The organism is Corynebacterium uropygiale (assembly GCF_021568315.1).
GTDB lineage: Bacteria > Actinomycetota > Actinomycetes > Mycobacteriales > Mycobacteriaceae > Corynebacterium > Corynebacterium uropygiale.
Genome location: NZ_JAKGSI010000001.1, coordinates 384,315 through 398,523, shown reverse-complemented (window position 1 = coordinate 398,523; position 14,209 = coordinate 384,315). Strand labels below are relative to the sequence as shown.

Genomic DNA, 14,209 nt, shown 5'->3' with positions numbered 1-14,209 from the left:
TGAGCAGCATATTTCCCCCCTTGTGTGATTGTATTTCCCCGCCCCTATGGACTTGTCGCTCATCTTAGGGCACAATGGCCGTCACGCACTACTGTTTGGGGGAAAATTTTTTGGGGGGATCCTATGATCACGGATCATGTTGTACGGCTGAGTTTCCGCATCCACGTCGGCAGCCATCACCGCGAGGTTGACCTCGCGGTTCCCGCGTCCTCGACGCTCAATGAGGTCATGGACGACGTCATGGCCTTCAGCCAGGCTCCGCGGGTCGATCGCCCGTGGCGAGCTGCGACAGTCTCGGGGACGCTCCTGGACCTCACCTGTCCGCTGGCCGCGACGGGCCTTCGCCACGGAAGCATCGTGGTGCTCTCGCCGCGAGTGGAGGAATCCACGCCGGTGGTCCGCGACGCCGCCGAGCTTCTCCTCGACTCCGCACCGGAGAGCCCACCCTGGCGCCTCCTCCCCTGGCTGCCTCTTCTTGGCGCCGGTGCTGCCGCCGCTCTCCTGGTGGTGTGGCCGCTCGATGGGGTACCACTCTGGGCGAGGCTCCTTCTCCTCACCCTGGGTCTGCTCACTCTCCATCGCCGCTGCCCTGGCACGATCGCTATTCCCCTCGCCGCACTGGCCTGTGCGGCGGGAGTGGGCGCGACGGCAGTCCTCACCCCCGACTCGCTGCACGCACCGCAGCTCGCCTGGGGCATCGCCGCCGCCGTCGCCGCCCTGCTCACCTGCGTGGGCACACTGCACGCGATCGCCCGGCTGAGCTGGAGATGGCTTGCGGGGATAGGCAGCCTCGGCCTCGCGGGTGTGCTGGGGACCGTGAGTATCGCCGCCGGAATGGGCGTCTGCGCCCTGGCCGCCGAGGCCATTCTCCTCGGCATGACCCTTCTCCTCTGCACACCGCGCCTCGCCATGAGCCTCGCCGGGCTCACCGTCCCGAGGCTGCCCTCAGCGGGGCAGACACTCGCCATTTCCGACGATGTCGATCCTCACCGCGAGGACTCCGCCCGCCGCGCCGGCGAGCTTCACGACGGGTTCCTCCTCGCCGCCACGCTCATCCTGGCTCCGGGCCTCCTCCTCGTAGCGCTGAGCGCCGCCGGTGCCGGCCGCGGAGTCACCGCACTCGTCCTGTGCCTGGCCACTGCCGGCGCGGTCATCCTGCACGCCATGCGCTATCACCGCCCCTGGGGGAGGGCCCTCCTTAGCGGGATCGCGATCCTCGCTCTCCTGGCCACCATGCTTGCCACCGTGCAGGAAGGGGCCACCGAATGGGGTGTCGGATTCTGTCTCATTCTTGCGCTCGGGATGACCAGCGCGCCCGCGTGGTGGCACATCATCACCGCGCTACAGCCCACCACGATGGTGTGGTACGAGCGCGCAGAATTCCTTGCCCTTGCTCTCATTGCTCCGCTGTCCTTGCACCTCATGGGGCTCTTCGCGGCAATCCGGGGGTTGGGCTAATGCGAACACACCAACCATGGGCTTTTGCCCTTGTCCTTGGGCTGCTCTGGGGGATGATGGTGATTCTTCCTCTCCCCCTCGCCGGCGCGGAGGAACGCTGCGCCGAGCTCTCCCACAGCACCAACCCTCCGGGCCCGCCCGATTCTGAGCTCGCAGCCGCCCACCGCTTCAGCCAGGGCGAGGGCATCACCGTTGCCGTCATCGACACCGGGGTCCACCCGCACCCGCGGCTCGGCGAGGTCATCGGGGGCGGAGACCTCGTCGGGGAGGGCGATGGCACGGAGGACTGCGATCGCCACGGCACGATTGTCGCCGGCATCATCGGGGCACGGCCCGACCCGGGGCACGATGACATCGTCGGCATCGCACCCGGGGCGCGCATCCTCAGCATCCGCCAGACGTCGTCAACCCATCGCGATGCCGCCGGCACCCTCGCGAGCATGGCCACCGCCATCAACGAGGCCGTGGACAAGGGGGCGCGCGTCATCAATCTCTCGGTGGTCGCATGCCTCTCCCCGACCCAGAACGAGAGAGTTGACCACACTCCCCTCGACGCCGCGCTCGCCCACGCCGAAGAACGCGATGTCGTGGTCGTCGCCGCCGCGGGCAATGCCAGCCAGGGCTGCTCACCCGGGGATGTGGTGTACCCCGCCCACGCGGATACCGTCGTGGGGGTCTCCGCACTCACCCCGGAGGGGCGCATCGCGAACTATTCCCTCCCCGGCCCCGATCTCCTCGCCGCGCCGGGACACGTCGCGCGAGGGCTTTCCCCCGTGGGCGATCCCCGGCCGGCCGAGGGTGTCCTCACCGACGAGGGCGTACGCTCGTGGGAGGGGACGAGCTTCGCAACACCCGTAGTCAGCGGCATCGCGGCGCTGCTGAGATCCCGCTACCCCCACGAGTCCGCCGCCCAGATCCGGCACCGGCTCGCCTCCTCGGCGCTCCCCGCCACCGGGGAGATCACTCCCCTCGCCGCGCTCACGCATCTGCCCGGCCCCACCCGGGTGGAGGATGAGGCCGCGCGCCCCGTGCGGCTTGCCGCCCAGCCGGTCGTCGACACCTCACCCCGGCGCCGAAGCCTCCAGCTCTGCGCGCTGCTCGCGGGCGTTGGCGTGGGCGGCTGGGTTCTTAACGGCGCAATCCGATCCATCGGGCGGCGGGGTCGAGCCAATCCGCCGAACCCCACTTCCAGAAGGCATAGGCCAGGCCGATGAACACCACCCAGATGAGCACAATGAGAGCCACCATAAACACGGCCTTGAGCCCAAAACTCTGGCGGCCATACCACTCCACAAAGCGGTCATACTGGCGAACACCCCAGGTCAAGAGGTTGCTCGCCCACTTCTGTTCGAGGGAGAGGATGCCCACACCGATAAAGACGGTGAGCCACCCCTGCCCCGGCAGCGGAATCATAATAATCCCGGCAATCATCACGGTCCACCCCAGGATCAGGGTGAGCGGACGAACAAGGAAGCCATAGCGGCTTTCCTTGGTTTTCTGGTGAGTGTCCTTGAACTGTTCGATCCGCTCATGGACCATCTGACGCATCGTTGCCATAGTGCAGCCCAGACTAGCGGAGGCTTAGACCTCCCACCACATGCGCTCCGGGAGCTCGCCGCGGGAGTCATCCTCCATGAGCTTCACGCCCAGCACCTGGTGAAGCTGGACCACATTGTGGCGGAATCCCCACTCGGAGCCCGCCATGTAGAGGCCCCAGAGGCGGGCGATGGGCTCGCCGACGAGGTCGACGGCCTCATCCCAGTGCTCGCGGAGATTCTCGCACCAATCGTGGAGAGTGCGCTGGTAGTCGAAGCGCAGGTTCTCCTCGTGGAGGACCTCGAAGCCCACATCCTGCATCTTCTTGATGATCGTGCCGGAGCCGGAGAGCTCCCCATCGGGGAAGATGTAGCGGTCGATGAAGCTGCCGGCCTTGCGCGGATGGTTATCCGGGTAGGTGATGCAGTGGTTGAGCAAGCGGCCGCCCGGCTTGAGCTTTCCGTAGAGCTCCGTGAAGTAATCCGTGTAATTCGCCAGGCCGATGTGCTCCAGGATGCCGATCGCCGAGATCGCATCGAACTCACCCTCCGGCACATCGCGATAATCCATGCAGCGAACCTCAGCGAGATCCTCCAGGCCCTCCGCCGCAATAGCCTTCTGCGCCCACTCGTACTGCTCCTGGGAGAGCGTCACGCCCAGGGCCTTCACCCCGCGGCGCGCCGCGAAGAGCACCATCTGCCCCCAGCCGCAGCCGATGTCCAGCAGCCGGTCCCCCTCGTGGACATGGAGCTTCTCAAAAACGAGGCGATGCTTGTTCTCCTGCGCAGCCTTCAGGTCCCCGCCCTCCGGGTAGTAGGCGCAGGTGTAGGTCATCGAGGGCCCAAGCACCAACTCATAAAAATCATTGCCGACGTCATAGTGCGAGGAAACCGACTCCTTATCCCTTTCCTTGGAGTGACGGGACAGGCCCTCCACCAGCGCCTTGCGCCAGCGGCTCGTCTGCTCCACCTCCGGGATGGGCTGCAGCTTAAAGGCGTTGTAGTGCTTGAGCGAGCGGAGCAAGCTGACAACGGTCGCGGCGTCGGGACGGTGAATCGACGTGTAGAGCTTCTGCAGGGAATCGAACATCCCGATCGGGTGACCCGGGTGCTCACCATGGATCTGCAGGCCGCCCGTGATGTACGCGCGGGCAAGGCCGAGGTCACCGGGGGCCGTCGCGATGTAGGCCAGGCCCTCCGGGCTCGCTAAATGCAGGCGATACGGGCTGTCCTCCGGGCCCGTGCTCGAGCCATCAAAAGCAGTGATGTGAAACGGGAGTGGCGGAGTGGTCATCGACTCCACCATCTCGGCAACAGTCATCGGTTCAAAGTTGTGTCCAGACATCTCGCTCTACTCTTTTCCCTTCACTCTCGTCACTCTCTTGAATTGTGGTGCCTCCCGTAGCGCCTTAGGCGCCGCGGACGGTCTTGTCATACAGCCCGGGGAAACGACGATCCGGGTCGTACACCCCCTTGAGCTCCTCGGGGATCGCCCCGCCGTACAAGCTCTCGAATTCCTCCCGCGTGTAGAAGGCCTCCGAGTACAGCGACTTGTGGCCGCCCAGCTCGGCAACCCGCCGCTCGACCAGCCGGTTGAAGGCGCCGGGTTCGGCATCCGAGCCCAGCAGGTCCACCGGAACGCTCGACCAAAAGCCCACGTTCACCCACAACTGCTCCGCGTCGAGCGGGTACAGCGGCCAGGGGTGCGGGGAGTCCTTCACCACCTCGCCCGTGCCGACGAGCTCCGACACACCCCGGCGGAGGCGAATCGGGCACAGCCACACCGGCTCGATCTCGCTCGCCTGGAAGAACCACTCGAGGAAATCCGCCAGCTTATCGCTGGTCACCTCGATGTCCTGGACCACCCGCTCGCGCGCAGGCCGCCCGGCGCGCTCCTCCAAACGATCCGCAATGTCGTACTTGCGGTCCAGCCCGATGAGCTTCCAATAGAAGCTCGAGCGCAGGAGATCACGCGGCCACAGCCGTCGCACCGTGGGGTTTTGGGTGCCGAAGGCCCGCGAGCACCAGAACCAATCCGTGTCCCAGCGCCAAATGTAATCCCTGATGCTGAGGCGGTCCCTCGTCACGCCCTCCGGGTGCTGGAGGGAGCGGTAGTAGATGTGCTCGCGGGTGTAATCGCTGGTCGGGCCCGGTTCCGACGTGCCCCGCCCCAGCACCAGGTAGGACTCCTCCGGCGAAAACGCAACGCCATCGAGGTACTCGACGGGCTCGCCCTCGTACTCGCCGTCGTCGGCAATCTGAGCGAGCAGGCGCGCCGTCTCCGCGAAGGAGTGACAGCGCACGTGGCGGAGCTCGACGACGGGCTCGACGGGCATGAGCTCGATCTTCAGACGCACCGCGTAGCCCAGGGAGCCGTAGGAGTTCGGGAACCCGCGGAAGAGGTCCTCGTTCTGGGTGGGCGAGCACGTGAGGATGCGGCCCTCCCCGGTGAAGATGTCCATCTCCAGGACGGACTCATGCGGCAGACCACAGCGGAAGGAGGTGGACTCGACGCCCATCCCCGTCACCGCGCCACCCAGGGTGATGGTCTTCAGCTGGGGCACCACCATGGGGCAGAGGCCAAAAGGCAGCGTGGCATCGACGAGATCCTCGTAGGTGCACATGCCCTGGACATCGGCGGTCCGGGCCTCGGGGTCAATGGCGATGACCCCGCCGAGCCCAGAGACGTCGAGCCCGGGGACCGAGGTGTCCTTCCGGCCTCTGAAGAGGTTGGAGGTCTTCTTCGCCAGGCGAACGCGCTCCCCGGCGGGGATGCGCTCGAAGCTCTCCTGCACGGCGCGGACCGCCAGATCGTGCTCGTACCAACCGACCGGCTGCACGGTGCGGGCGTCCAATCCCCGTCCCAGGTGGATGGACTGAGTGACCGCACTGCCCGCCTTTACTGCACTTTCTATCCACCGCATAGTCCCCCAGAGTAGACCCTTCCCCGCGGGGCGTCATGAGGAAAAGACAGCCGCGCTCCCGCCCGCGGCCCGGTTAGGGCTCCACGCCCGGAATGTGCTGGCGCCCCAGCACCGCGCCCTGCGGCAGGAGTCTCAGCACCGACCACGGCGCTGACCTGGCCTGTTTCCCATCGATCCCCAGGGCAGCCGCGGCCTCGGCATCCGCCACCCGGTGTACCGTGCCCCACTCTGAGACCATATGTAGGCCTCCGCCACTTTTCACCGCGACGGCGCCCTCGCGCGGCCCGGCATAGCGCCCAGCGAGCGAGTCCCCCGCGAGCTCCACGCCCCGCTCCCCCTCGGCACCGACCGGGCGGCCGATCCCCGCCTCCCCCGTCGCACACAGCGTGTCCGCCGCGGGATCCACCCACGCGGGCGCGGCCTCCGGCAGGTCGATCCCCGGGCCCGTCGCGTCGGGCTGCTGGGCAGGGTAGCTGCGCCCGACGTCGCGGATAGGCCAGCCGGCGTCGGACAGGATGCCGGCCTGAAGACCGCTCAAGAATCGCACCGTGCCCTCGTGCTCAAGCCACCAGCCGCCGTCCTCGGTGCGCAGGAGCGTGCCGGGCGGAAGGCTCATGGGCGGGAGCTCCTGCGTGGCGCTGAGGAAGGCCTCCGGCGGCGTCCAGCGCGGGGTGCGCGCGTCGATGCGCAGCGCCCGTCGGACGGCCCTGCCCTCGGCGCTCTCGGCGGGCGGGAGGAGGCGTCGGCCCTCCCCCGTGAGCATCCACTCCGCGCCGTCCGCGGCCCCCTCGCCGGCGCCCTCCCCCGCCGGCGCGACGAGCACCGCCTCCTTCGCGCCGAGGTCCCGCACCTCCGCCCGGGCACGGACGGAGATCACCCCCGCGGGCTCGGCACACGCGGCCCAGTGCAGCTCGTCGACGGCACCGGCCGCAAAGACCCCCGGCGCGTCCGGAATGCCCAGCGGCGGGCCGAGGGGTTCGCGCAGCAGCACCGAATCGGAGATCCGCGCGGGGTCCTCGGGGCTGCCGGCGATCAGCCGCGCCGTCGCGAGATTGGCCACCGGATGGATCCGCTCCCCCGCGCGGACGAAGAGCGCCCCGGAGTCGCTGCGCAGGATGGGGGCCTCACCCGGGTTGATCGCGGGGCGGATGACGGCCATGAGCCCCGCCCCCGCGCCGATGAGAAGCGCGAGGATCATTCCGCTCAGCGCCGCCCGGTAGCGTCGGGCCAGCGGATCGTGGATCATGCGGGCATCGCCGAGGACCAGCGCGTGCTCCACCCGGCGCTTCAGAAATCTATGCCCGCTGACCTGGGCAGATGACGTCGATAACAGGCGATCAGCCATGCTTCCCCCTCTAAGAATCCCCGAGCGATTCCCCCGAACCGCTCCCCGATAGACAGTGTCACTCGACAGTGAGGGGGATCATACCAGGGGGCAGGGCCGCGCGCCAGATCCGCAGCGCCCGGCCCCAGCCCCAGCCCTACCACGCACCCACGCCCGCAGCGGCCGTCGAGCCCCCGCTCACGCGCCCGTCGCCGGGCCGGTGGAAGTAGGGCTTGTTCACTTCCGCCGCGGTCCGCGCGATCCCCAGCTCCCCGTAGGTGGGCTGGTGCGGCAGCTGCTCCGGGGAGTCCCCGGAGGTGCGCATGGCCTGGATTTCCTCGTCGGTGAAGCTGGAGTTGACGACGAAGATCGCGTCCTCGCCCTCCTTGTACACCAGCGTCAGCCCCGGCGCGGTGTAGGTGCCCTCGGTGAGCGGCTCGTGGGGAACCTGGAAGGCCCAGAAGTTCGGCGGCGAGAGGACCACGTAGTGGACGCCGAGTTTCTCGGCCAGCCGGTCCGTCTCGTTCTGTGCGTCGGGGTCGCCCGGGAGGCCGGCCCCCATCCTGTCGATGTGCTCCCACAGGTGATAGGAGTCCGTGTAGTAGACGGGCATCGGCCAGTGGTAGTGGCGCGCGATACTGGGCAGCCCCTCCAGCGGGTACATCCACCCCGCGCCGTCGGAGGGATCGTGGAAGATGAGCCCATCATAGGCCTTGGGCTGCTTCGCGAGCCACGCGAAGGCCCGCCGGTCTTTGTCGGTGAAGGTGTGGATCTCCTGCCGCGCGGATTGGATCACCCACCGGCCTTCCTTCTCGACGTCCGCATGCGCGTACCAGCCCAGTCCCCCGGTGCCCAGCAGGGTGAGCGCCACCATGCTGACGCCCGCCCAGCGCGTCGAGCGCCGCCGCAGCGGCCGGAGCAGGAGGGCGAGGATCGCGGTGATCGCCACCCCCGCGGAGGCCGCACTGATGAGTGCCACGGGCATGATGAGGCGGTGGGGTGTTGCGTAGTGGAACTGCCCAACGATGTTGAGGAGCTTCCCATAGGGATCCGGCAGCGGCGTGAGCGCGTTGACGGTGAGGATCCCGCTGATGAGGTAGAAGAGCAGGGCCCAGATGTTCCTGCGCCAGATGATGAGGATGAGAAGCCCGAGCAGTGCCGGCACCACCACCCACATGAAGTGGAAGGGGGCGCCGTCGTTGACGTGCCGGGTGGTCATGGTGATGGTCTTGCGGATGCTCTCGGCAAGGGTGATGTCCTCCGTCGCGCTGAAGGAGGCCACCCCCTCCATGTCGCTCGTGCGCCCCAGCACCTGCGGCAGAAGCGGCACCACGCCGATGAGCCCACCGGCGGCCAGGATGAGCACGTCGCGAAGCCGGCATCCCAGGGAACCGAGGATCGACTGCGGAGTGCGCACCGGGTTCCACAGGAGCCAGAGAAGCCACCACAGCCCGAGCCCGAGGATCACCACCGTCGCCGACGCCGGATGCAGCTGCACGATCCCCATGAAGGAGACCCCGCAGGCCAGGAGCATGATCGGCCGGTAGGGGGCCGACATGAACGCCGCCAACACGATGCCGCAGGCGCAGAGCGCCGCCGTGTACGGCCAGGCGCCCACATAGTTCCCAATCCAGTAGTAGGCCGGGATACCCGTGATGATGACCGCCGCGAAAGCCGAGGCCATCTGGGAAAACAGGGAGCGATCGTTGATGAGGCGCCAGGCGAGCGTCGCCGCCGACAGCGGGGCCACAATCCCCGGGATGATGATGGAGCCGTAGTTCACGGCGGTCGCGGGGCTCAGCCCCATGATGTGCGCCAGGATCCACACCCCGGCATGCCACGCCACCGGGTAGTACATGGGGTAATGATTCTCCGGGTTGTGGAGCTCGCCCATGCGCGTGGGGTCCGCGTTGCCGGTCTCCTCAATCCAGCGGATCACCGAGGCGTGCCAGTGCACATCCCAGCCCTGGAAGACGTCGTCCATCCCGTGGGGCAGGGCGTTGAGCCAGCGGATACTCGGAATGATAATGAGCAGCATGCCCGCCACCACGCCGAGGGCCGGCAGAATCCACCGCGGATCCGACCAGCCGCCAGGAGAGAAGAAGGAGGGGCGGGCCGGCGGCTTGGGGTCCGGCTCGGTGGGCGTCGACGCCACCGGGGCGGCCTCAAACTCGGCGTCCACGGGCGTTTCAATCACGACGCCCTTCGGCCCCTGCAGAACCGTCTCCCCTTCGCTTTCCGGGTTGTGCGGGCGGCGGTCAAAGATATAGGCCACCCAGCGCCACACCGCGGCGATCACAAGGAAGAAGAGCCACACCACGATGAGCGAGCTCATCATGTAGCGCCCGCCTAAGACGCTGGTCAGCCAGCCAGCGAACCCGAAGATCCCGAAGCTCACCGGCAGGGACATGGCCGCCGCCCAGGGCGCCCGCACCCCCGATATCCACGAGAAAAGAAAGCCGGGAACGCAGAACACCACGATTCCCACGAGCACAACCCCGGTGATCCCCATCGACCTGCCGAACCTCCTGCTTGGGACTCCCTAACCGTGGGAATTGTAGCACCGCCTGCTCCCGAACCCGCCTTATTCCCGGCGGTCCCGCGTCACGGCCGCGCGCGCGGCGAGCTCCTCCTCCGGCGGATACTCCACGCCCACGAAGGTGAGCCCCCTCGCCTGGGCCACCGGCACCGCCGAGGACCGCTGCGTCTCCTTCATGAGCTGCGCGATAAACCCCAGGTCCCGGCGCCCATCCCCCACCATGAGGCTCGCGCCCACGAGGCAGCGGACCATGTTCCAGCAGAAGGCATCAGCACTCAAATGCGCCTCTAGCACCTGGGGTTCGAGGGGGCTCGACGCGTCCACCCAGACGAAAGACTGCAGGTCGCGGACCGTTGTTGCGTGCGGCTTGGGTTTGCAGAACGCGGCGAAATCATGGAGCCCGATGAGCATCGCGGCGGCCTCGTTGAGCCGGTCCACGTCCACCGGCCGGGTCCAGGTGGCCGTGTCCCGCCGGCGGGTGGGCAGCGGGCCGGCCGGGTCCGTGCTCACGCGGTAGACGTAGTGGCGGCGCAGCGCCGAGAATCGGGCGTCGAAATCCCGAGGCGCCTCCTCGCAGGAGCGCACGCGGACGTCCTCGGGGAGGAGTTTGGACAGGCGACGCACGAGGCGCGTGGGGTCGCCGTCGATGCTGCGCTGCGCGAGGCTCTCGACGGGCACATCGACGTGGGCGACCTGCCCCGCAGCGTGGACCCCGGCGTCGGTGCGGCCGGCGACGGTGAGCTCCACCGGGTGACGCAGGACGAGGGAGAGTGCCTTCTCTATTTCGCCCTGGACCGTGCGCAGCTCCTCCCCGCCCTTCGGCTTTTGGCGGGCCCAGCCGTGAAAGCCGGTGCCGTCATAGCTGATGCCCAGCTTGAGGCGGAGCGTATCAGTCATGCGGGTTCTCCATCGCCTCCGAGGCGGCGCGGAGGGCGGCATCCTTCTCTGCGGCCTCCTCGTCCCGACGCTGCCGGGCGGCTCGCTTCTTCGGGCTCGCCTGGCGCGAGCGCGAGATGAGCCACGAGGCGTGCATGAGCAGGCCCAGGCTCAGGGCGTCGATGGCAATGCGCTGGTAGACGCCAGGGGTTCCGGGCGGGGTGGCGTAGAAGTGGCGCAGCGCGAAGCCCGCGCCGATGAGTGCAATGACGCACCACATCCATGTGAAAGCGAAGCGCGGGCGCGCGAGGAGGACAGCGAACCAGAAGAGCGCAAAGGTGAGGACCCCCGTCCAGAGGTGCGGCGTGGGGGCGACGTCGAGCGGGAAGAACGTCCACAGGATGAGGCTGGCGCCCAGCAGGATGAGGACGATCCACCGCTGCCCCAGCAGGATGCCCGCGAGGATCGCGCACACGCCGGCGCCGATGAGCCCCGCCGCGAACCACCCGTGCTGCGGGCTGCAGAGGAAGCGGGAGGCGAAGTCCTCGACCAGGGCGTCGCACTGGCGGACGCTCAAGTCACCCAGCAGGTGGTAGCCGATGGGGAAACGCACCGGCCAGGCGATCACGGCCACGAGTTGTCCTGCATAAGCGAGGATCAGCCCCACGATGAGGAGGATCCCCGCCACCAATTCTTTCCGAGAGGGGGCAAGAGACATGGCCTCACCATACCGCGCGGGCCGACGCGGCCTACGCGGACATGAAAAAAGCACCCTCGGGGAGGGTGCTTTCTCTGTCCGGCCGGAGGGGCCGGGTGGAGAGGGCTTACTCGGAAGCCTTCTCCTCGGCCTCAGCGGCCTTGTCCTGAGCCTCGGACTCCTTGACGGCCTCCTCGTTCACCTCAGCCTCGGCGGGCTCGGTGGACTCGGTCGCCTCAGTGGCTTCCGGGGTGGACTCTTCCGCAGCGGCCTGCTCAGCAGCCTTCTTGGAGGCGGCAGCGCGGGTGGCGCGGGTGGCCTCGGAGGTCACGGTCTCCTCGAGGACGAGGGAGATCTGAGACATCGGGGCGTTGTCGCCGGTGCGGTTCTCCAGCTTGATGATGCGGGTGTACCCACCGTTGCGGTTCTCGAACTTCTCAGCAACCTCTTCGAAGAGGTAGTTGACAACATCCTTGTTCGGGATGTGGCGGAAAACCTGGCGGCGGTCATGCAGCGTGCCGGACTTCGCCTTGGTGATCATCTTCTCGACGAACGGGCGCAGGGCCTTGGCCTTCGCGTCCGTGGTCTTGATGGCACCGTGCTGGATCAGCTGCGCTGCCAAGTTGGACAGAATCTTCCGCTGGTGGCTCGGGGAGCCGCCAAGGCGGGGGCCCTTCTTCGGGGTAGGCATGGTCTTCTCCTCGTGTACGGATCAGTGTGAGCGCAGTGAGCTACTCGGAATCTTCGCTTTCAACGTCGACGTAATCGCCGGTTTCCGCGTCATACCCCTCCAGGGTGGTGGGGTCGAAATCGTCCGGAGCGTCCTTCAAGGTCAGACCGAGGCTGGCCAGCTTGATCTTCACCTCGTTGATCGACTTCTGCCCGAAGTTCCGGATGTCCAGCAGGTCGGACTCGGTGCACTCAGCGAGCTCACCGACCGTGTGGATCTCCTGGCGCTTGAGGCAGTTGTACGAACGAACGGAGAAGTTGAGGTCCTCGATGGGAGTGGCGAACGCAGCAATGAATTCGCTCTCCTGCGGGGACGGGCCAATTTCGATGCCTTCGGCGGAGGTGTTGAGCTCGCGGGCGAGGCCGAACAGCTCCACCAGGGTCTTCCCCGCGGAAGCCAAGGCATCACGCGCGGTGATGGAGTTCTTGGTTTCCACGTCGATGATCAGCTTGTCAAAGTCGGTGCGCTGCTCCACACGGGTGGCCTCGACCTTGTAGCTGACCTTCAGGACCGGAGAGTAAATCTGGTCCATCGGGATGCGCCCGATGTCGCCGGAGGCGTTCGAGGTGAGCGCCGGAACGTAGCCGCGGCCACGCTCGACGATCATCTCGATGTCCAGCTTGCCCTGCTCATTGAGGGTGGCGATGTGCATGTCCGGGTTGTGGATCTCCACACCGGCCGGGGGCTGAATATCCCCTGCGGTGACCTCGCCGGGACCCTCCTTGCTGAGGTACATGACGACCGGCTCGTCAGAGTCGGAGGACAGCACCAGACCCTTGATGTTGAGGACGATGTCCGAGACATCCTCCTTCACACCGTTGATCGTGGTGAACTCGTGGAGCACACCGTCGATCTTGATGCTGGTCACTGCGGCCCCCGGGATGGAGGACAGCAGCGTGCGACGCAGCGAGTTGCCGAGGGTGTAACCAAAACCCGGCTCCAGCGGCTCAATGATGAACCGGGAGCGAGAGGAGTTGATGTACTCCTCGGTCAAGGTGGGTCGCTGGGAAATGAGCATGAAACTCTCCTTGTTGACGCCCGCTATATGACGTCGGTAGGCGGAAAGGATTGAAAGGTGATTCGGACAGATTAACGCGAGTAGTACTCGACGATCAGCTGTTCCTGAATCGGAATGTCGATCTGAGCGCGCTCGGGCAGCTGGTGCACGAGAATGCGCAGGGTGGCAGGAACAACCTGGAGCCAGGCGGGAACCACGGCGTCAACAAGGTTTTCCTGGGCTTCCTCGAACCAGATCATCTTCTGGGACTTCTCGCGGACATCGATGATGTCGTACTGCGAGACGCGGTAGGAAGGAACGTCGATCTTCTTACCGTTGACCAGGAAGTGGCCGTGGGAAACCAGCTGGCGAGCCTGGCGGCGGGTGCGGGCCAGACCAGCGCGGTACACGACGTTGTCGAGGCGGGACTCCAGCAGGATGAGGAGGTTGTCACCGGTCTTACCGTTGAGGCGGTTGGCCTCGTGGTAGTAGCGGCGGAACTGCTTCTCCATCACGCCGTAGGTGAAGCGAGCCTTCTGCTTCTCCTGGAGCTGGAGCAGGTACTCGGACTCCTTGATCCGAGCGCGGCCAGCCTGTCCCGGGGGGTAGGGGCGACGTTCGAAGGCCATATCCCCGCCGACGAGGTCGACGCGGAGACGGCGGGACTTACGAGTTGCGGGGCCAGTGTAACGAGCCATTCTCTAGTTACCTTTCCTTCCCTGTTAAACGCGGCGGCGCTTCGGCGGACGGCAACCATTGTGCGGCTGCGGGGTCACGTCGGAGATCGAGTTGACCTCGAGGCCAGCGGCCTGGAGGGAACGGATGGCGGTCTCACGGCCCGAACCCGGACCCTTAACGAACACGTCAACCTTCTTCATGCCGTGGTCCATCGCCTTGCGGGCAGCGTTCTCGGCGGCCATCTGTGCGGCGAAGGGGGTGGACTTACGGGAGCCCTTGAACCCGACGTGCCCAGAGGAGGCCCAGGAGATCACAGCACCGTGCGGGTCCGTGATGGACACGATGGTGTTGTTGAAGGTGGACTTGATGTAGGCGTGGCCAGCGGCCACATTCTTCTTCACGACGCGACGGCCGGAACGGCGCGCGCCAGAACGAGTCTTTGGAGCCATAG

13 protein-coding genes are annotated in these 14,209 nt (G+C 66.8%); 2 read left to right on the top strand and 11 right to left on the bottom strand.

The window, feature by feature from the left end; genetic code table 11:
- Positions 1-123: 123 nt before the first annotated feature.
- Both eccD and mycP read left to right on the top strand, forming a co-directional pair.
- A complete protein-coding gene (eccD, locus tag L1O03_RS01985) occupies positions 124-1,458 on the top strand; it encodes a type VII secretion integral membrane protein EccD (protein ID WP_236117734.1) in 1,335 nt (444 codons plus the stop codon).
- Positions 1,458-2,672, top strand: coding sequence for a type VII secretion-associated serine protease mycosin (gene mycP, locus L1O03_RS01980; protein WP_236117733.1), 1,215 nt, complete (start codon positions 1,458-1,460; stop codon positions 2,670-2,672). The genes eccD and mycP overlap by 1 nt, the downstream gene beginning before the upstream one ends.
- On the opposite strand, the gene L1O03_RS01975 is transcribed toward mycP, so the two are convergent.
- From L1O03_RS01975 to rpsK, 11 genes are all read right to left on the bottom strand, one after another.
- The gene (locus L1O03_RS01975; protein ID WP_236117732.1) at positions 2,587-3,015 is read right to left on the bottom strand and encodes a TIGR02611 family protein; all 429 of its coding nucleotides are present in this window, start codon (positions 3,013-3,015) and stop codon (positions 2,587-2,589) included. The two genes, mycP and L1O03_RS01975, sit on opposite strands and share 86 nt — an antisense overlap.
- A gap of 24 nt (positions 3,016-3,039) precedes the next feature.
- The gene (locus L1O03_RS01970; RefSeq protein WP_236117731.1) at positions 3,040-4,314 is read right to left on the bottom strand and encodes an SAM-dependent methyltransferase; all 1,275 of its coding nucleotides are present in this window, start codon (positions 4,312-4,314) and stop codon (positions 3,040-3,042) included.
- Positions 4,315-4,402: 88 nt separating this feature from the next.
- A complete protein-coding gene (locus tag L1O03_RS01965) occupies positions 4,403-5,917 on the bottom strand; it encodes an FAD-binding oxidoreductase (protein ID WP_236117730.1) in 1,515 nt (504 codons plus the stop codon).
- A 73-nt stretch (positions 5,918-5,990) separates the two neighbouring features.
- Complete coding sequence (gene eccB / locus L1O03_RS01960; protein WP_236117729.1) at positions 5,991-7,262, bottom strand: type VII secretion protein EccB; 1,272 nt, start codon at positions 7,260-7,262, stop codon at positions 5,991-5,993.
- A 136-nt stretch (positions 7,263-7,398) separates the two neighbouring features.
- Complete coding sequence (locus L1O03_RS01955) at positions 7,399-9,753, bottom strand: DUF6541 family protein (RefSeq protein WP_236117728.1); 2,355 nt, start codon at positions 9,751-9,753, stop codon at positions 7,399-7,401.
- Positions 9,754-9,825: 72 nt separating this feature from the next.
- Positions 9,826-10,677, bottom strand: coding sequence for a tRNA pseudouridine(38-40) synthase TruA (gene truA, locus L1O03_RS01950; RefSeq protein ID WP_236117727.1), 852 nt, complete (start codon positions 10,675-10,677; stop codon positions 9,826-9,828).
- On the bottom strand, positions 10,670-11,374 hold the full coding sequence (locus tag L1O03_RS01945; RefSeq protein ID WP_236117726.1) for a hypothetical protein: 705 nt from the start codon (positions 11,372-11,374) through the stop codon (positions 10,670-10,672). Before L1O03_RS01945 ends, truA begins: the two co-directional genes overlap by 8 nt.
- A 106-nt stretch (positions 11,375-11,480) precedes the next feature.
- Positions 11,481-12,044: a 50S ribosomal protein L17 gene (rplQ, locus tag L1O03_RS01940; protein WP_236117725.1), complete on the bottom strand. Its 564-nt coding sequence runs from the start codon at positions 12,042-12,044 to the stop codon at positions 11,481-11,483.
- Between the two features lie 40 nt (positions 12,045-12,084).
- Positions 12,085-13,101, bottom strand: coding sequence for a DNA-directed RNA polymerase subunit alpha (locus tag L1O03_RS01935; protein WP_236117724.1), 1,017 nt, complete (start codon positions 13,099-13,101; stop codon positions 12,085-12,087).
- Between the two features lie 71 nt (positions 13,102-13,172).
- On the bottom strand, positions 13,173-13,778 hold the full coding sequence (rpsD, locus tag L1O03_RS01930; RefSeq protein ID WP_236117723.1) for a 30S ribosomal protein S4: 606 nt from the start codon (positions 13,776-13,778) through the stop codon (positions 13,173-13,175).
- Positions 13,779-13,802: 24 nt separating this feature from the next.
- On the bottom strand, positions 13,803-14,207 hold the full coding sequence (gene rpsK, locus L1O03_RS01925; RefSeq protein WP_236117722.1) for a 30S ribosomal protein S11: 405 nt from the start codon (positions 14,205-14,207) through the stop codon (positions 13,803-13,805).
- Positions 14,208-14,209 lie beyond the last annotated feature (2 nt).